Origin of the sequence: Streptomyces sp. NPDC096323, from assembly GCF_040302845.1 — a bacterium.
Taxonomy (GTDB): domain Bacteria; phylum Actinomycetota; class Actinomycetes; order Streptomycetales; family Streptomycetaceae; genus Streptomyces.
The window spans coordinates 108,599-127,099 of record NZ_JBEOSI010000012.1 but is presented as its reverse complement, the minus strand read 5'-3'; the positions used below and the strand labels follow the sequence as shown (position 1 = coordinate 127,099).

The 18,501-nt window shown below is 69.8% G+C and carries 15 protein-coding genes; 10 read left to right on the top strand and 5 right to left on the bottom strand.

Features of this window, described 5'->3' with window-relative positions; translation table 11 throughout:
- Positions 1-68 precede the first annotated feature (68 nt).
- The 8 genes from kdpF to ABTX18_RS30160 all read left to right on the top strand — a co-directional run bounded on the left by kdpF (position 69) and on the right by ABTX18_RS30160 (position 9,426).
- On the top strand, positions 69-158 hold the full coding sequence (gene kdpF, locus ABTX18_RS30195) for a K(+)-transporting ATPase subunit F (protein WP_148021375.1): 90 nt from the start codon (positions 69-71) through the stop codon (positions 156-158).
- A gap of 7 nt (positions 159-165) precedes the next feature.
- On the top strand, positions 166-1,830 hold the full coding sequence (kdpA, locus tag ABTX18_RS30190; protein WP_352125960.1) for a potassium-transporting ATPase subunit KdpA: 1,665 nt from the start codon (positions 166-168) through the stop codon (positions 1,828-1,830).
- Between the two features lie 26 nt (positions 1,831-1,856).
- Positions 1,857-3,953: a potassium-transporting ATPase subunit KdpB gene (gene kdpB / locus ABTX18_RS30185; RefSeq protein ID WP_352126068.1), complete on the top strand. Its 2,097-nt coding sequence runs from the start codon at positions 1,857-1,859 to the stop codon at positions 3,951-3,953.
- A 6-nt stretch (positions 3,954-3,959) separates the two neighbouring features.
- Positions 3,960-4,637, top strand: a complete 678-nt coding sequence (locus tag ABTX18_RS30180; protein WP_352125959.1) for a potassium-transporting ATPase subunit C — start codon at positions 3,960-3,962, stop codon at positions 4,635-4,637.
- A gap of 238 nt (positions 4,638-4,875) precedes the next feature.
- A complete protein-coding gene (locus ABTX18_RS30175) occupies positions 4,876-7,419 on the top strand; it encodes a DUF4118 domain-containing protein (protein ID WP_352125958.1) in 2,544 nt (847 codons plus the stop codon).
- 49 nt (positions 7,420-7,468) lie between these two features.
- On the top strand, positions 7,469-8,200 hold the full coding sequence (locus ABTX18_RS30170) for a response regulator (RefSeq protein WP_352125957.1): 732 nt from the start codon (positions 7,469-7,471) through the stop codon (positions 8,198-8,200).
- A 47-nt stretch (positions 8,201-8,247) separates the two neighbouring features.
- Positions 8,248-8,664 carry an OB-fold nucleic acid binding domain-containing protein gene (locus ABTX18_RS30165; protein ID WP_352125956.1) on the top strand — a complete coding sequence of 139 codons (417 nt, stop codon included), beginning with the start codon at positions 8,248-8,250 and terminating at the stop codon, positions 8,662-8,664.
- A gap of 3 nt (positions 8,665-8,667) precedes the next feature.
- A complete protein-coding gene (locus ABTX18_RS30160) occupies positions 8,668-9,426 on the top strand; it encodes a DUF3159 domain-containing protein (RefSeq protein WP_352125955.1) in 759 nt (252 codons plus the stop codon).
- Positions 9,427-9,501: 75 nt separating this feature from the next.
- Here the strand turns inward: ABTX18_RS30160 and ABTX18_RS30155 are convergent, their stop codons facing one another.
- Together ABTX18_RS30155 and ABTX18_RS30150 are read right to left on the bottom strand one after the other, a co-directional pair.
- The gene (locus tag ABTX18_RS30155; RefSeq protein ID WP_352125954.1) at positions 9,502-10,179 is read right to left on the bottom strand and encodes a potassium channel family protein; all 678 of its coding nucleotides are present in this window, start codon (positions 10,177-10,179) and stop codon (positions 9,502-9,504) included.
- Complete coding sequence (locus ABTX18_RS30150) at positions 10,179-10,847, bottom strand: potassium channel family protein (protein WP_114247122.1); 669 nt, start codon at positions 10,845-10,847, stop codon at positions 10,179-10,181. The genes ABTX18_RS30155 and ABTX18_RS30150 overlap by 1 nt, the downstream gene beginning before the upstream one ends.
- A gap of 364 nt (positions 10,848-11,211) precedes the next feature.
- Here ABTX18_RS30150 and ABTX18_RS30145 point away from each other — a divergent pair, with 364 nt between their 5' ends.
- Entirely contained in the window at positions 11,212-13,260 is a 2,049-nt protein-coding gene (locus ABTX18_RS30145) for an APC family permease (RefSeq protein WP_352125953.1), read from the top strand.
- Positions 13,261-13,405: 145 nt separating this feature from the next.
- Positions 13,406-14,749: a class I SAM-dependent RNA methyltransferase gene (locus ABTX18_RS30140; protein WP_352125952.1), complete on the top strand. Its 1,344-nt coding sequence runs from the start codon at positions 13,406-13,408 to the stop codon at positions 14,747-14,749.
- Between the two features lie 226 nt (positions 14,750-14,975).
- Here ABTX18_RS30140 and ABTX18_RS30135 read toward each other — a convergent pair whose 3' ends face one another.
- The 3 genes from ABTX18_RS30135 to ABTX18_RS30125 all read right to left on the bottom strand — a co-directional run bounded on the left by ABTX18_RS30135 (position 14,976) and on the right by ABTX18_RS30125 (position 18,493).
- Complete coding sequence (locus ABTX18_RS30135) at positions 14,976-15,116, bottom strand: hypothetical protein (protein ID WP_352125951.1); 141 nt, start codon at positions 15,114-15,116, stop codon at positions 14,976-14,978.
- Between the two features lie 469 nt (positions 15,117-15,585).
- Positions 15,586-17,004 carry a DUF1254 domain-containing protein gene (locus ABTX18_RS30130; protein WP_352125950.1) on the bottom strand — a complete coding sequence of 473 codons (1,419 nt, stop codon included), beginning with the start codon at positions 17,002-17,004 and terminating at the stop codon, positions 15,586-15,588.
- A gap of 49 nt (positions 17,005-17,053) precedes the next feature.
- On the bottom strand, positions 17,054-18,493 hold the full coding sequence (locus tag ABTX18_RS30125) for a DUF1254 domain-containing protein (RefSeq protein ID WP_352125949.1): 1,440 nt from the start codon (positions 18,491-18,493) through the stop codon (positions 17,054-17,056).
- Positions 18,494-18,501: the final 8 nt, after the last annotated feature.

Below are 18,501 nucleotides of genomic sequence, written 5' to 3'. Positions count from 1 at the left end.
GCCTTCGTCGTCATCACGATCGCGGTCTTCGCGCTGGTGGCACTCGTCGCCAAGGGGGTGGCGAAGCTGTGACCGCGGAAAACGTGACCGGCCTCGTCGTGGCCGTGGCCCTGCTGGGCTACCTCGTCCTCGCCCTCCTGTACCCGGAGAGGTTCTGAGCCCGTTATGAGCCCCGTCCTCGCCGGCGTGCTCCAGGTACTCGCGCTCGTCGTGGCGCTCGGCCTGGCGTACCGCCCGCTCGGTGACCACATGGCCCGCGTCTACACCTCGCCCCGCCATCTGCGGGTGGAGAAGTGGATCTACAAGGCCATCGGCGCCGATCCGAACACACAGATGCGCTGGCCCGCCTATCTGCGCGGCGTCCTGGCGTTCTCCGCCGTGAGCGTCCTCTTCCTGTATCTGCTGCAGCGGATCCAGGGCTCCCTGCCCGGTTCGCTCGGCTTCTCCTCGATCGACCCCGACCAGGCGTTCAACACGGCGGCCTCCTTCGTCGCCAACACCAACTGGCAGTCGTACTACGGCGAACAGGCCATGGGTCACGTCGTGCAGACCGGCGGCCTGGCGGTGCAGAACTTCGTCTCGGCCGCCGTCGGCATCGCCGTCGCGGTGGCACTCGTGCGTGGCTTCGCCGCCACCCGCAGCGGTGAACTCGGCAACTTCTGGGCGGACCTGGTCCGCGGGACCGTGCGCATCCTGCTGCCGATCTCGGTGATCGGCGCGCTCGTGCTCGTCGCCTGCGGAGCGATCCAGAACTTCTCCGGCATCCACGAGGTCGGGCAGTTCACGGGCGGCGCGCAGCAGTGGAACGGCGGCGCGGTCGCCTCCCAGGAGGTCATCAAGGAGCTGGGCACGAACGGCGGCGGCTACTTCAACGCCAACTCGGCCCATCCCTTCGAGAACCCCAACGGGCTCTCCAACCTCTTCGAGGTCTTCCTGATCCTCGTCATTCCCTTCGCCCTCACGCGCACCTTCGGCCGCATGGCCGGCTCGCTGAAGCAGGGGTACGCGATCCTCGCCACCATGGGCGTCATCTGGCTCGGCTTCACCGCGCTGATGATGTGGACGGAATTCGCCCATCACGGGCCCGCATTCGACATCGCGGGCGGGGCGATGGAGGGCAAGGAGAACCGTTTCGGTGTCGGCGGCTCGTCCCTCTTCGCGGTGGCCACCACCCTCACCTCGACCGGCGCGGTCAACTCGTTCCACTCCTCGTACACCGGCCTCGGCGGCGGCATCACGATGCTCGGCATGCAGCTCGGCGAGATCGCGCCGGGCGGCACCGGATCCGGCCTCTACGGGATGCTGATCATGGCGGTCATCGCGGTGTTCATCGCCGGTCTGATGGTCGGCCGTACGCCGGAGTACCTGGGCAAGAAGATCGGCACCCGCGAGATCAAGCTCGCCGCCTGCTACATCCTCGTCACACCGGCCCTGGTGCTCTGCTTCACCGCCGTGGCGATGGCCCTGCCCACACCGGGGAACTCGATGACCAACTCGGGCGCGCACGGCTTTTCGGAGATCCTCTACGCCTACACCTCCGGCGCCAACAACAACGGTTCGGCGTTCGCCGGGCTCAACGCGGACACCCAGTGGTTCAACACCACGATCGGGCTCGCGATGCTGCTGGGCCGGTTCCTGCCCATGGTGTTCGTCCTGGCCCTGGCCGGCTCGCTGGCCGGGCAGCGGCCCGTACCGGCGACCGCCGGCACCCTCGGCACCCACAAACCGCTCTTCAGCGGACTGCTGGTCGCCACGATCATGATCATCGCCGGTCTGACCTACTTCCCGGCCCTCGCTCTGGGACCGCTGGCCGAGGGGCTGGCGTCATGACCCTCCGTACGAAGCAGGAGGACTCCATGTCCACAGTCACCCCGCCCCGCGCACCGCACCAGGACGCCCCGGCCGGGTCCGCTCCCGAAGGGCGCGTCGGCGCCGGGCCGTTCGGTCCCCGCATGCTGATCGCCTCCTTCCCCCTCGCGCTGCGCAAGCTCGACCCACGGCTGATGGCCAAGTCGCCGGTGATGTTCGTGGTGCTGGTCGGTTCCGTGCTCACCACCGTGCTCGCGGCGCTGGATCCGGCCGACTGGTTCGGCTGGGCGATCGCGCTCTGGCTGTGGCTGACGACGGTCTTCGCCAACCTGGCGGAGGCCGTCGCCGAGGGGCGTGGCAAGGCCCAGGCCGACACCCTGCGCAGGGCGAGGACGGACACCGTCGCCCGCCGGGTCACCGGCTCGGACGAGGAGCGGATCCCCGGCACCGAGCTGCGCGTCGGCGATCTGGTCGTCTGCGAGGCCGGGGACATCGTCCCCGGCGACGGAGACGCCGTGGAGGGCGTCGCCAGCGTCGACGAGTCCGCGATCACCGGCGAGTCCGCCCCGGTCATCCGCGAGTCCGGAGGCGACCGCAGTGCTGTCACCGGCGGTACGAAGGTGCTCTCCGACCGCGTCGTCGTCAAGATCACCATCAAGCCGGGGGAGACCTTCATCGACCGGATGATCGCCCTCGTCGAGGGCGCGGCCCGGCAGAAGACGCCCAACGAGATCGCCCTGAACATCCTCCTGGCATCCCTCACCGTCGTCTTCCTGCTCGCCGTCGTGACCCTGCAGCCATTCGCCGTCTACGCCGGCAGCGAGCAGTCCGTGACCGTGCTGGCCGCGCTGCTGGTCTGCCTGATCCCGACCACCATCGGCGCGCTGCTCTCCGCGATCGGCATCGCCGGCATGGACCGCCTCGTCCAGCGCAACGTGCTCGCCATGTCCGGGCGCGCCGTCGAGGCGGCGGGCGACGTCTCGACGCTGCTGCTCGACAAGACCGGCACCATCACCCTCGGCAACCGCCGGGCCGCCGCCCTGCTCCCCGTGGCCGGCGTGACGGAGGCCGAGCTCGCGGACGCCGCCCAGCTCTCCTCGCTGGCCGACGAGACACCCGAGGGCCGGTCCGTGGTGGTCCTCGCCAAGGAGAAGTACGGCCTGCGCGCACGCCACCGGGGCGAACTCGCCCACGCCGAGTGGGTGGCCTTCACCGCCCAGACCCGTATGTCGGGCGTGAACGTCGACGGACACGAGATCCGCAAGGGTGCGAGCGGATCGGTCGTCGCCTGGGTGAGGGAGCGCGGCGGCAGCGTCTCCCCGGACGCGCAGGCGCTCACCGACCGCATCTCCGCGGCCGGCGGCACCCCGCTGCTGGTGGCCCGCCGGGACGCGGAGGGCGCCAGGGTCCTGGGCGTCGTCCACCTCAAGGACGTCGTCAAGGAGGGCATGCGGGAGCGGTTCGGTGAACTGCGCCGGATGGGCATCCGTACGGTCATGATCACCGGGGACAACCCGCTCACCGCGAAGGCCATCGCCGAGGAGGCGGGCGTCGACGACTTCCTCGCCGAGGCCACCCCCGAGGACAAGATGGCCCTCATCAAGCGGGAGCAGGCGGGCGGCAGACTCGTCGCGATGACCGGCGACGGCACGAACGACGCGCCGGCGCTCGCCCAGGCCGATGTCGGCGTGGCCATGAACACCGGGACCTCGGCCGCCAAGGAGGCCGGGAACATGGTGGACCTGGACTCCGACCCCACCAAGCTGATCGAGATCGTGGAGATCGGCAAACAGCTGCTGATCACCCGCGGAGCGCTGACGACGTTCTCGCTGGCCAACGACGTCGCGAAGTACTTCGCGATCATTCCCGCGATGTTCGCCGCGGTCTACCCCGGCCTGGACAAGCTCAACATCATGGACCTGTCCTCGCCGCGGTCCGCGATCCTGTCCGCCGTGATCTTCAACGCGCTGATCATCGTCGCGCTGGTCCCGCTCGCCCTGAAGGGCGTCCGCTACCGGCCCAGCGGCGCCGACGCGATGCTCCGGCGCAACCTCGGCGTCTACGGGCTCGGCGGGCTGATCGCCCCGTTCATCGGCATCAAGATCATCGACCTGCTCCTCTCCCTCATCCCCGGAATCGGCTGACCTGTCATGAACAACTCCCCAGGAAACCCCGCCCGGCTGCTCTGGGCGTCACTGCGCGCGCTGCTGGTCCTCACCCTGGTCTGCGGAGTCCTCTACCCGCTCGCCGTCACCGGCATCGCCCAGGGGCTCATGCCCGGACGCGCCAACGGCTCCGAGATCACGGCGAACGGCAAGGTGGCGGGCTCCGCACTCATCGGCCAGCGCTACGACCTGCCGCTGAAGAAGGGCCAGGAGACCCCGGCCCCCGACCTCCGGTGGTTCCAGCCCCGCCCCTCGAACGGCCTCGGCACCAACAGCGTGAACACCCGGTACTCCCTGCTCCTCTCCGGCGCGACCAACCGCTCCGGCGACAACAGGGAACTCATCGGCTGGGTCACCGCCGCCAAGGCCGCCGTCGTCAGGGACAACTCCGTCCCCGGCCACCCCGTCAGCCCCTCCGACGTGCCGGCCGACGCCGTCACCTCCTCCGGCTCCGGCCTCGACCCGGACATCTCCCCGGCGTACGCACAGCTCCAGGTGAACCGCGTCGCCGCACGCAACCACCTCGACGCCGCCCAGGTCCGGGAGCTCGTCGACCAGCACACCCACGGCCGCATCCTCGGCTTCGCCGGCGAACCCCGCGTCAACGTCCTCCAGCTCAACATCGCGCTGCGCGACCTCGTGAACGGCCCGGGAACGGGCTGAACGCGCCGAAAGCCCGGGTCCGCCGTTGAGGCCGGACCCGGGCGCTGCCCCGTCCTGGGCCACCCGCGCACGCGCTGCCGGCCCTCCGCCCAGGCATCAGAATTACGTCAAGAGGGACCGAGCCTCCACCCCTCGCCCGATATGCCGGAAATCCACGCGGTAGTTTCGACAGTGGCTGCCGCATGGGCCGCCGCCGGTCTCGGCGAACAGAGCCCGGTTTCAGAAAGACAATGAGGCCATGGCGCGCGGCAAACTTCGGATCTACCTCGGTGCGGCACCCGGCGTCGGCAAGACGTACGCGATGCTTTCCGAGGCGCACCGCCGGGTCGAGCGGGGCACCGACTGCGTCGTCGGCTTCGTCGAGCACCACGACCGCCCGCGCACCGAGGTCATGCTGCACGGCCTGGAACAGATCCGGCGGCGCACGATCGAATACCGCTCCGCCGCCTTCACCGAGATGGACGTCGACGCCGTCCTGGAGCGGGCCCCGGCCGTCGCCCTGGTGGACGAACTCGCGCACACCAATGTGCCGGGCTCCCGCAACGCCAAGCGCTGGCAGGACGTCGAGGAACTCCTCCAGGCCGGCATCGACGTGGTGTCCACGGTCAACATCCAGCACCTGGAGTCCCTCGGGGACGTCGTCGAGTCCATAACCGGCGTACGCCAGCGCGAGACCGTGCCCGACGAGGTGGTCCGCCGCGCCGACCAGCTCGAACTGGTCGACATGTCGCCCCAGGCCCTGCGCCGCCGGATGGCCCACGGCAACATCTACAAGCCGGACCGGATCGACGCCTCGCTCTCCAACTACTTCCGCCCCGGCAACCTCACCGCCCTGCGCGAGCTGGCCCTGCTCTGGGTCGCCGACCGGGTCGACGAGTACCTCCAGCAGTACCGGGGCGAGCACAACATCCGCACCACCTGGCAGGCCCGTGAGCGCATCGTCGTCGGGCTCACCGGCGGTCCCGAGGGCCGCACCCTCATCCGCCGCGCCTCCCGGATGGCGGCCAAGGGATCCGGCAGCGAGATCCTCGCCGTCTACATCGCCCGCAGCGACGGACTGACGTCGGCCTCGCCCAAGGAGCTCACCGTCCAGCGCACGCTCGTCGAGGACCTCGGCGGCACCTTCCACCACGTCATCGGCGACGACATACCCTCCGCGCTCCTCGAGTTCGCCCGGGGCGTCAACGCCACCCAGATCGTCCTCGGCTCCAGCCGCCGCAAGGCCTGGCAGTACATCTACGGCCCCGGCGTCGGCGCCACCGTCGCCCGCGATTCCGGCACCGACCTCGACGTCCACATCGTCACCCACGACGAGGTCGCCAAGGGCCGCGGCCTGCCCATCGCCCGCGGCGCCCGGCTCGGCCGGGCCCGCATCATCTGGGGCTGGCTCGTCGGCGTGGGCGGCCCGGTCCTCCTGTCGCTGCTCCTGAAGGGCATGGAGAACGGTCCCGGGCTCGCCAACGACGTCCTGCTCTTCCTCTTCATGACCGTCGCCGCCGCCCTGCTCGGCGGACTGCGGCCCGCCCTCGCGTCGGCCGCCGTGGGTTCGCTGCTGCTGAACTACTGGTTCACCCCGCCCACCCACACCCTGACCGTGCAGGACCCCGAGAACTTCGTCGCCATCGTGATCTTCTTCGCGGTGGCCGTCGCGGTTGCCTCGGTCGTCGACCTCGCGGCCCGCCGCACCCACCAGGCCGCCAGGCTGCGCGCGGAGTCCGAGATCCTCTCCTTCCTGGCCGGCAGCGTGCTGCGCGGCGAGACCACCCTGGACGCACTCCTGGACCGGGTCCGCGAGACCTTCGGTATGGAGTCCGTCGCCCTGCTGGAGCGGCAGAGCGACGTCGACCCGTGGACGTGCGCCGGAAGCGTCGGCCCGGCGCCGGTCGCGCGGCCCGAGGACGCCGATGTGGACATGCCCGTCGGCGACCACATGGCCCTGGCGCTCTCCGGCCGGGTGCTGCCCGCCGAGGACCGCCGCGTGCTCGGCGCCTTCGCGGCCCAGGCCGCCGTCGTCCTGGACCGCCGGCGCCTGGTCGGCGAGGCCGAGGAGGCCCGCAGGCTCGCCGAGGGCAACCGGATCAGGACCGCTCTGCTGGCCGCCGTCAGCCACGACCTGCGGACGCCCCTCGCCGCCATCAAGGCCGCCGTCAGCTCCCTGCGCTCCGACGACGTCGCCTGGTCCGAGGAGGACGAGGCCGAACTCCTCGAAGGCATCGAGAACGGCGCCGACCGCCTCGACCACCTCGTCGGCAACCTCCTCGACATGTCCCGCCTGCAGACCGGCACCGTCACCCCGCTGATCCGCGAGATCGACCTCGACGAGGTCGTGCCGATGGCCCTGGGCGGCGTCCCCGAGGACAGCGTCGAGCTGGACATCCCCGAAACGCTGCCCATGGTCGCCGTCGACCCCGGACTGCTGGAGCGGGCCGTCGCCAACATCGTCGAGAACGCCGTCAAATACAGCCCCGACGGCGCACCCGTCACGGTGGCCGCCAGCGCACTGGGCGCCCGGGTCGAGCTACGGGTGGCCGACGGCGGCCGGGGCGTCCCCGACGAGGCCAAGGAACGCATCTTCGAGCCCTTCCAGCGCTACGGCGACGCCCCGCGCGGAGCCGGAGTGGGCCTCGGCCTCGCGGTGGCCCGCGGCTTCGTCGAGTCGATGGGCGGCACGCTGGACGCCGAGGACACCCCCGGCGGAGGGCTCACCATGGTCCTGACCCTCAAGGCGGCCCCGGGACACGTCCCGGCCGGCCCGGACCTGCCCGCACGGGTCACCTCATGACCCGCGAGGACCTCCGCACATCCACGTACAGCAGAAAGGCAGGACCGCGATGACCCGGGTGCTTGTGGTCGACGACGAGCCGCAGATCGTACGCGCCCTCGTGATCAATCTGAAGGCGCGCAAGTACGAGGTGGACGCCGCGCCCGACGGGGCCACCGCGCTCCAGCTGGCCGCCGCCCGCCACCCCGACGTCGTCGTCCTCGACCTCGGGCTGCCCGACATGGACGGCGTCGACGTGATCCGGGGGCTGCGCGGCTGGACCCGCGTACCGATCCTGGTGCTCTCCGCCCGGCACACCTCCGACGAGAAGGTCGAGGCACTGGACGCCGGGGCCGACGACTACGTCACCAAGCCGTTCGGCATGGACGAGCTGCTGGCCCGGCTGCGCGCCTCGGTGCGCCGCGCCGAGCCCGTCGGCCAGGACGGCGGCGACGCGGTCGTGCTCGTGGAGACCGAGGGCTTCACCGTCGACCTGGCCGCGAAGAAGGTCCACCGCGAGGGACGCGACGTACGGCTCACCCCCACCGAGTGGCACCTGCTGGAGGTCCTCGTCCGCAACAGCGGCCGGCTGGTCAGCCAGAAACAGCTGCTCCAGGAGGTCTGGGGGCCGTCCTACGGCACCGAGACCAACTACCTGCGGGTCTACATGGCCCAGCTCAGGCGCAAGCTGGAGGCCGACCCCTCGCACCCCCGGCACTTCGTCACCGAGCCCGGGATGGGCTACCGCTTCGAGCCGGCCCGTAAGCCCGCGGAAGGAGTTCCGCCTCACCCGTTCGAGTGAGACGGCGGCCACCCTCCAGGACCTCCGGGGACCGGTACCCTTCGGGTATGAGTGCTGTTCCTCGATTCGAGAAGTCCCAGAAGGCCGGGCGGCCGTCCGGGCGCTTCCGGCGGATGCTCGACCGGCTTTCCACCTCCCAGGAAGATCTGGAGTGCGAAGAGCTGGAGGAGGACTCGCAGGCATCCGGATGCACCCGGATCTCCGAGTGCACCGACCGCCAGATCGTGAAGGTCACTGGTACCTTGCGGACGGTCACCCTGCGACCGCGCGCCGGAGTGCCCGCCCTCGAGGCGGAGCTCTTCGACGGCACCGCGCCGCTCGACGTGGTCTGGCTCGGCCGCCGCTCCATCGTGGGCATCGAACCGGGCCGCAAGCTCATCGCCTCCGGCCGCATCTCCATGAGTCACGGGCGCCGGGTGCTGTTCAACCCCAAATACGAACTCCGACCGCTCGGCAAGGAGTAGCCGGTGACGTCTCTCGACAAGCCGACGTCCGACACGGACCGCACCACCGACCAGCAGCAGGCCGACGCGAAGGCGGTCACGGAGGCCGCGCTCTTCGAGGCCTTCGGCGGCATCCGGGGCATGGTGGAGACGGTCCTGCCCGGACTCCTCTTCGTCACGATCTTCACCATCGACAAGAACCTGACGAACTCGGCCATCGCGGCCGTGGCCGTGTCGCTGGTGCTCGTGGCCGTCCGGCTGATCCGCAGGGACACCGTCAAGCACGCCTTCAGCGGCGTCTTCGGGGTGGCCTTCGGCGTCGTCTTCGCGAAGATGACCGGCAACGCCAAGGACTTCTACCTCCCGGGCATGATCTACACGCTCGGCCTGGCCCTCGCCTACCTGATCACCGCGCTCGCGGGTCTCCCGCTGATCGGCCTCATCCTGGGCCCGGTGTTCAAGGAGAACCTCTCCTGGCGCACCCGCAACCCCGGCCGGAAGAAGGCCTACGCCAAGGCCAGCTACGCCTGGGGACTGATCCTGCTCGCCAAGTGCGCGATCCTCTTCCCGCTGTACTGGTGGGCCGACACCACCCAGTTCGGCTGGGTCCTGATCGCCCTGAAGATCCCGCCGTTCCTGCTGGCGGTCTACCTCACCTGGGTCTTCCTCGCGAAGGCGCCGCCGCCCATCGACGTCTTCGCCGAGATGGAGGCACAGGAGCAGGCCGAGAAGGCCCGTAAGGCAGCAGCCGCCGCCGAAGCGGCCCGCAGCCAGGACTTCTGAGCAGCACGTCCGACGTGAGAGGGGCCCGTCACCGCCACCGGCGGTCACGGGCCCCTCTCACGGCTTCAGTCGCTCTCAGTTCTCCGGGTCGCCCTGGCGCACCGACAGCAGGTCCTCCAGCTGCTCCTCACGCGCCTGGGCGGCGACGAACAGCAGCTCGTCCCCGGCCTCCAGGGTCTCCTCGACGCTCGGCGTCAGCACGCGCTGCCCGCGGATGATCGTCACCAGCGAGGTGTCCTCCGGCCAGGCGACCTCCCCGACCGGCGTGCCCGCCAGCGCCGACTCCGGCGGCAGCGTCAGCTCGACCAGGTTCGCGTCGCCGTGGCTGAAGCGCAGCAGCCGGACCAGATCGCCGACACTCACCGCCTCCTCGACCAGAGCCGACATCAGACGCGGCGTGGAGACCGCCACATCGACGCCCCACGACTCGTTGAACAGCCACTCGTTCTTCGGGTTGTTCACCCGGGCGACGACGCGCGGCACGCCGTACTCCGTCTTGGCGAGCAGCGAGACGACCAGGTTCACCTTGTCGTCGCCGGTCGCCGCGATCACGACGTTGCAGCGCTGCAGCGCCGCCTCGTCCAGCGAGGTGATCTCGCAGGCGTCCGCCAGCAGCCACTCGGCCATCGGCACCCGCTCCACCGAGATGGCGGTCGGCGCCTTGTCGACGAGCAGCACCTCGTGCCCGTTCTCCAGCAGCTCGGCCGCGATGGAACGGCCCACCGCGCCGGCCCCGGCAATCGCGACACGCATCAGTGACCGCCTTCCTCGGGGCCCTCGGCGAAGGCCGCCTCGACCTTCGCGATCTCGTCCGTACGCATCATCACGTGGACGAGGTCGCCCTCCTGCAGCACCGTCTGCGACGACGGCAGTATGGCTTCGCCCAACCGGGTGAGGAAGGCCACGCGCACGCCCGTCTCCTCCTGCAGGGTGCTGATCTTGTGGCCGATCCAGGACGGCGTGGTGTGGACCTCCGCGAGCTGCACACCACCGCTCGGATCACGCCACAGCGGCTCCGCGCCCGAAGGCAGCAGCCGGCGCAGCATCTGGTCGGCCGTCCAGCGCACGGTGGCGACCGTGGGGATGCCGAGGCGCTGGTACACCTCGGCACGCCGGGGGTCGTAGATCCTGGCCGCGACGTTCTCGATGCCGAACATCTCGCGCGCCACGCGGGCCGCGATGATGTTGGAGTTGTCGCCGCTGCTCACGGCGGCGAACGCGCCGGCTTCCTCGATCCCCGCCTCGCGGAGGGTGTCCTGGTCGAACCCGACGCCCGTGACGCGACGGCCGCCGAAGCCGGATCCGAGGCGCCGGAACGCCGTGGGGTCCCGGTCGATGACGGCGACCGTGTGCCCCTGCTGCTCCAGGGTCTGCGCGAGAGCGGCCCCCACACGCCCGCAGCCCATGATGACGATGTGCACCTTGCGCCTACCTCGCAGTCCTGGTCGTCCGGCTGACCTGCGAAAACACCCTGCTCACACTCATTCCTCGGCTGGCCGGGCAAACAATGGGGCAACGGTTGTTCCCGTTGCCCAGGATGAGCTTAAGCGGCGCCGGGTGCGTTGCTTCATCCGAGTGTGCTCATCCCGGGGGCACTGTGGCAAAGGCGACGTGCCGCGAAGTACCCGGGCTGCCCTCGAAGAGCCTTTCGAGGGGCTTCCGGGCGGTCACGGTGCAAGGATTCCGTTAAGGATTCCGTGGCTTTTCCGGCCAGGCGCAGGAGATTGCGCGGCCACGGGGGTGGTGGGTGGGTGGCCCGCGTACGGAACCCTTACGATCCTCAGCGTGTCCAAACTGACCGACGTGCCCAAACGGATCCTGATCGGCCGGGCCCTGCGCAGCGACAAACTGGGGGAGACGCTCCTCCCCAAGCGCATCGCCCTCCCCGTCTTCGCATCCGACCCGCTGTCCTCGGTGGCGTACGCGCCCGGAGAAGTCCTCCTGGTGCTGTCCATCGCGGGCGTGTCGGCGTACCACTTCAGCCCGTGGATCGCGGTCGCCGTCGTGGTCCTCATGTTCACCGTGGTCGCCTCCTACCGGCAGAACGTGCACGCGTACCCGAGCGGTGGCGGCGACTACGAGGTCGCCACGACCAACCTCGGCCCGAAGGCCGGACTGACCGTGGCGAGCGCGCTGCTTGTCGACTACGTGCTGACCGTCGCGGTGTCCATCGCCTCCGGGGTGGAGAACCTCGGTTCAGCGGTTCCGTTCGTCGTCGAGCACAAGACGCCCTGTGCCATCGCGGCCATCGTGCTGCTGACGCTGATGAACCTGCGGGGCGTCAAGGAGTCCGGCAAGCTCTTCGCCATCCCCACGTACCTCTTCGTGGCCGGCGTTTTCATCATGATCGCGTGGGGCGCCTTCCGGGGACTCGTCCTCGGCGACGCCATGCACGCCCCGACCTCCGGCTACACGATCAAGGCCGAACACGGGGGGCTGGCGGGCTTCGCCCTGGTCTTCCTGCTGCTGCGCGCGTTCTCCTCCGGCTGTGCGGCTCTGACCGGTGTCGAGGCCATCAGCAACGGCGTCCCCGCCTTCCGCAAGCCGAAGAGCAAGAACGCCGCGACGACGCTCGCGATGATGGGCCTGCTGGCCGTCACCATGTTCTGCGGCATCATCGGGCTGGCCATGGCCACCGACGTCAAGATGGCCGAGAACCCGGCGAAGGACCTGATCAACAACGGCACCCCGGTCGGCTCGTCCTTCGTCCAGGACCCGGTCATCTCCCAGGTCGCGGCCGCGGTCTTCGGCGACGGCACGTTCTTCTTCGTGATCCTCGCCGCGGCCACCGCCCTCGTCCTCTTCCTGGCCGCCAACACCGCGTACAACGGCTTCCCGCTGCTCGGCTCGATCCTGGCCCAGGACCGGTACCTGCCCCGCCAGCTCCACACCCGCGGCGACCGGCTCGCCTTCTCCAACGGCATCGTGCTGCTGGCCGGTGCGGCGATCCTGCTGGTCTGGATCTACGGAGCCGACTCGACCCGGCTGATCCAGCTGTACATCGTCGGCGTGTTCGTCTCCTTCACGCTCAGCCAGACCGGCATGGTCCGGCACTGGAACCGGCACCTGCGCGCCGAGAAGGACCCGGCCAAGCGCCGCCACATGATCCGCTCCCGCGCGATCAACACCTTCGGCGCCTTCTTCACCGGTCTGGTGCTCGTCGTCGTCCTCGCCACCAAGTTCACCCACGGCGCCTGGGTCGCGCTGCTCGGCATGGTGATCTTCTACGGCACGATGACCGCGATCCGTAAGCACTACGACCGGGTCGCCGCGGAGATCGCCGCCGACGAGACGCCCTCCGACGAGAGCGTCCGGCCCTCCCGGGTCCACTCGATCGTCCTGGTCTCCAAGCTCCACCGCCCCACCCTGCGCGCCCTCGCGTACGCGAAGCTGATCCGCACGGACCACCTGGAGGCGCTGTCCATCAGCGTCGACCCGGCCGAGACGAAGGCGCTCAAGGAGGACTGGGAGCGGCGCGGCATCAACGTACCGCTGAAGATCCTCGACTCGCCCTACCGCGAGGTGACCCGCCCGGTCATCGAGTACGTCAAGGGCCTGCGCCGGGAGAGCCCGCGCGACGTCGTGAGCGTCTACATCCCGGAGTATGTCGTCGGCCACTGGTACGAGCACCTGCTCCACAACCAGAGCGCCCTCAGGCTCAAGGGCCGGCTGCTCTTCACCCCGGGCGTGATGGTCACCTCGGTGCCCTACCAGCTCGAGTCCTCCGAGGCGGCCAAGAAGCGGGCCCGCAAGCGGGCCGAGTGGAACGCCCCGGGCGCCGTGCGGCGCGGTCCCGTGGAGCGCAGGACGAAGGAGCCGACGCACAAGAGCTGAGCGCGGGGCTGATGCGGCGGCGCTGACGCCCCGTAGCGGTTCCTGCGGTATCCGTTCCTGGTAAGCGGCCGGACGACACCCACGTAGACTCGTAGGTTGTTGTCCGGCCGTTCGCCGTTCCCCTGATCTCTGGAGCCCTCCCCGCATGCAGAACGAATCCACTCCGCCGCAGACCGCGGAATCGCTCGTGGGGCAGGAGTACGAGGTCGAGGTCGGCCCGGTCGCCCACGGCGGCCACTGCATCGCCCGCACCTCCGAGGGCCAGGTCCTCTTCGTACGCCACGCACTGCCCGGCGAGAAGGTCATTGCCAAGGTCACCGACGGCGCCACCGACTCCCGCTTCCTGCGCGCCGACGCGGTGCGGATCATCGAGGCGTCCAAGGACCGGGTGAAGGCCCCGTGCCCGTTCGCCGGCCCCGGCAAGTGCGGCGGCTGCGACTGGCAGCACGCCAAGCCCGGCGCCCAGCGACGCCTCAAGGGCGAAGTGATCGCCGAGCAGCTCCAGCGCCTCGCGGGCCTCACCCCGGAGGAGGCGGGCTGGGACGGCACCGTCATGCCGGCCGAGGGCGACAAGCTCCCGGCGGGCGAGGTTCCGGCCTGGCGTACGCGCGTCCAGTACGCGATCGACGAGGACGGCCGCGTCGGCCTGCGCAAGCACCGCTCGCACGACATCGAGATCATCGACCAGTGCATGATCGCCGCCCCCGGCGTCACCGAACTCGGCATCGAGAAGCAGGACTGGCCCCAGATGGCCACGGTGGAGGCCATCGCCGCCACCGGCTCCAACGACCGCCAGGTCATCCTCACCCCGCGCGAGGGCGGCCGCCTCCCGCTGGTCGAGCTCGACAAGCCGGTCTCGGTGCTGCGCGTCGACGAACGCGACGGCGGCGTGCACCGCGTCCACGGCCGCGGCTTCGTGCGCGAACGCGCCGACGACCGCACCTACCGCGTCGGCTCCGGCGGCTTCTGGCAGGTCCACCCCCAGGCGGCGGACACCCTCGTCCGCGCCGTCATGCAGGGCCTGCTGCCCCGCAAGAACGACACGGCGCTCGACCTCTACTGCGGCGTCGGCCTCTTCGCCGGCGCCATCGGCCAGCGCATCGGCGAGAAGGGCGCGGTGCTCGGCATCGAGTCCGGCAAGCGCGCGGTCGAGGACGCCCGCCACAACCTCAAGGACCTGGAGCGGGTCCGCATCGAGCACGGCAAGGTCGACCAGGTCCTGCCCCGCACGGGCATCACCGAGTGCGACCTGATCGTCCTGGACCCGCCGCGAGCGGGAGCCGGCAAGCAGGTCGTCAAGCGCCTGTCGGAGCTCGGGGCCCGCAAGATCGCGTACGTGGCCTGCGACCCGGCGGCACTGGCACGGGACCTGGCGTACTTCGCCGAGGGCGGCTACAAGGTGCGGACGCTGCGGGCGTTCGACCTGTTTCCGATGACCCATCATGTCGAGTGCGTCGCGATCCTTGAGCCCGCCGCAAAGGGTGCCTGACCTGCGGTTTCGCCGAGTGTGCGTTATGTGCGCTCTGGGCGTTACGGGCGATATCTTGACGCATATTCGACGCACGTCGGGCCCTTCTGACGCACGTTTGACGCACGTTCTGATGTGGTGCCAGATGCCCGTTTCTGCAGGTGGCGGTGTGTCGAGTACGGCTTGAGGGGGCTCCCTCTTTACCGCCTCTTGGTGAACCGGTGCTCGATATCGCCTGATTTAAGGCTCAGTAGGAACGGGGTCCGTAAGGGCTCCAGTGGCCGAGGAAAGGCTTGAGGTCGTCGCCGCTGGGCTTGGGCGGGGTGGGCAGCTTCGGCGCTGCGGCGGACTCGGTGAGGTGCTGGAGCCGGGCGCCGGTCGGGGACATCGGCCCATTCGCTCGCACGGTGCGGGCTGCCGCCGCGGAGGATGAAGCGCACGCGGTTTGAGGGGGTGTAGTCGAAGCGGGCGATGCGCATCCATGAGTGCTTCTTGGCGTCGGCGAGTTCCTTGTCGTGGGGATGTGTTCGCTGCGGTCCTGTTCTTGAAGGACGAGGAATCCGACGCTTTCGCCTTGGGCGGTGATGGTGAGCGGTGGTGCGCTGCGGCGACGGTGGGGTGGGGGAGCGCCTTGCGTGGTTCCGAGTGCTGCCTTATGGCCTTGTGATTCGGTGGCGATGATGAGGGCCTGGATGATGCGCAGGGCTCGGCCTTGGATGGATTTGGTGAGCCCCATGGGCTGTGGCCGTTGTTGCAGGGCGGCCACGAGGGAGTGGGGTTTGGTGAGTCTGGCCGGAACGGGGAGCTGGGTGAGTTCGGCGAGGCGCCAGGCGGGGATGTCGACGAGTTTGATTTCGTCACAGGGCTTGGAAGTCGGGCAGTGCCCAGGTCTTGTCGAAGAACGGCTCGGTCGGGGCGTAGAGGCGGAAGTAGACGAACCAGCCGTCCTGGGCGACGGTCTTCATCCAGTTGTTCTCGGTGCCGGCCGGGGCGGACGGGCCGATGTACAGGTCGATGCTGCCGTCGTCGTTGGCCTGGAGTTGTTCGTCGTGACTGTCCAGGCTGACGCTGCGGATCTCGGTGCCGCCGTTGTCGTACGGGCGGCGGGTGTCCTCGCTGTAGAGGGTGACTGACCAGAACTGGGCGACGGGCACGTTCGCGGGCACGTGCAGCCGGTAGGTCCGGTCCGCGCGCAGGAGGTGGCCTTCGCTGTCGCGCTTGGCAGTCATGTAGACCTGGCCCGCCCCCGGCGTCGGGTGGACCATGCCCTTGGTGCTCGTGACGGCCTCGTAGAACCAGGTGGCGCGCTGGTCGAGCTGCAGGGTGGTGCCGGTCTCCTGCTCGACTTCGAAGTCGAAGCTCTTGTACCAGCTGGTGTCCTTCCAATACGGCTCCGTGTAGCGGGGGTTGACCTGGAGGTTGCGGACGTACAGCTCGCCGAGGGCTGCGCCCTCCTCCAGGATGCGCGTCTGGCGCTCGTCCGGTGCGAAGGGCTCGCCCTTGACGAGGCCCAGCGGCTCCAGCATCGCGGTGAGTGCCTTGTCGACCTGGCGGACGGGCTCCTCCGACAGGATGGTCGCGAGGTCCTTCCAGAACTGCAGGTCGCGCGCGGGGGTCGCGCTCCATTCGCGGTCGACGTTCTCGATGAACCGCACGGGTGCGGGCTCCGCTCCGGCCCGTGACAGCTTCAGCCCCTCCTTGGCCGAGGCCATGAGTTGAGGGTCCTGTGTAAGGACGCGGAAGGCGATGAAGATGTTCACCGTCTCGGAGCGGACCACGTACCGGCCGGAGTCCGCGAACGGCGCCTCGTCGTGGCCGGGACCCAGGATGACGTAGCCGCCGCCCTTGCCCGCGTCCGGCCCGGTCTGGCCGAGGTCGACGACCGGGCGCTGCCAGAAGTCCAGGACACCGCCGGCGGTGGGGCCCGCCGGGTAGTCGATGAGTACGGGGCCGCCCGCGAGGTTCGTGAAATTGATGATGTACGGGGTGGTGAGGTTCGCGGTCACGATGCCGCGCTTCTCGCGCAGCGAGTCGTAGACGACGAAGTCGCCGAATCCGGTGGCCCCGAAGGTCTCGGCGGCCCGCTCCCGCCAGGTCGCGAACCCGACGAGGGGCAGCGCCCACAGGTACGCCTGGGCGGCGCGCTGCGCGTCCATCCGGTCGTAGAGCAGCGCGGACGTCTCGTCGGTGGGGAAGGTGTGTTCGAGCTTCAGCGTCCCGAACGAGGTCTCGATCGTCTCGTCGCCCGTCAGCCGCGCGTCGTGCAGGTGAGTCATCGCTCGCCCCTCGTAGCAAAAGTGTAGAAGTCCGTCAAAAGTATAGTTATTACGCACGCTTGATGGCGGGTGCGGGCCACTCGCCCCGGTGCATGGAGGGGTCGGTGGGGCCGTATGCGCGCAGGATGAGCTGGAACGGCCCGGAGACACAGGGCAGCCAGTTGGCGCGGTCGTCGGGGCTCGGCGCGTCGGCTTGGATGGTGATGTCGAGCGAGCCGTCGGATCCGTAACGCAGCTCCGGTTGGAGGCTGTTGACCGTCGTGCGGCCCGACGGGTGGTTCGTCAGGGCGCGGTCGGGGAGCGAGTAGAGGGTGATGGACCAGTAGGAGTCGACCTGCGGGATCTGGTCGGCGTCCATGTGGATCGTGTATGTGTGTCCGCCGTCCAGCGGGCGGCCCACGGAGTCCAGGACCGCGGGCAGGGCGGCGTACTCGTCCGCGGTGTTCGCGTAGATGCCGCGGTGGGCGACGCCCGCGCGCTGGAGGTGGTCGTGGCCGTAGGAACCGGTCTGCGCGATCGGGTCGGGCAGGACCCAGCCGTTGCGGAAGACGGTGCGGGCGGTGGCCGAGCGGGCTTGGACGAGTGTCCAGCCGTCGGCCAGGGCCCGGGTGAGGCCCTCGCGGGTGGCGGAGTCCAGGGTGTCCGGGTCGAAGGCGTGGCCGGGGCCCACGCCGATCCGGGCGAACAGGTGCAGCAGCCCTTCTTCACCGGGGCGCACGCCGCCCTCGGTCAGGCAGCGGTTCAGGACGGTGAAGAAGGAGAGGGATGTGGAGAGTTCCTCCTCGTCCTGCGGTACGTCGCGCCGGGGGTCGGCCGCCGTGATCGTGGGCGGCTCGTAGGCGGTGCCGGCCAGGACGTGGGAGAGGGGGGCGAGGGTGAACTGCTGCTGGATCTTGCGGGTGGCCGGCAGCTCCGCCTCGGTCTCGAAGAGCGTGCGCAGCAGGATGAAACAGGTACGGGTGGGAACGCGCACCTGCGTGACGCCCGGCGGCAGCACACCGTCCCAGCCGGGCCCCGTCAGCGCGTAGTCGCCCGGGCCCGAACCCACCGAGCGGCTGGAGATGTTGGCCGCGGTGTCGGTGAAGCTGTCCAGGATCTGCGCCGCCCAGTAGCGCATGTTGCCGGTGTTCGGGACGTGCAGCAGTGTGGGTTCGTCGCGCAGGTCCACGAACGCCTCGGAGTAGAGCAGGTCCGCGTTCGGGGTGACGAAGAGGCGGTAGTGGTGGTCCGCGGGCAGTGGTTCGTGCAGGAACGCGCCCAGCGGGGCGTGCTGAGGGAAGTCCGGGTCGAGCATCCGGGAGCGGATCTGCCAGTTCGCCACTGTCGGCCAGCCGTAGACGTACGCCTGCACACCGATCGTGTACGCGTCGAGGACGCGCGACTCGTAGAGCGTGGCGTTCAGCGGTGAGTCGTCGCGCTCCACGCGGTCGGCGCGGATGAAGCGGGCGGGCGGGGTGGCGATGCTGCGGTCGGACGACCAGGTCTGCACGGGTACGG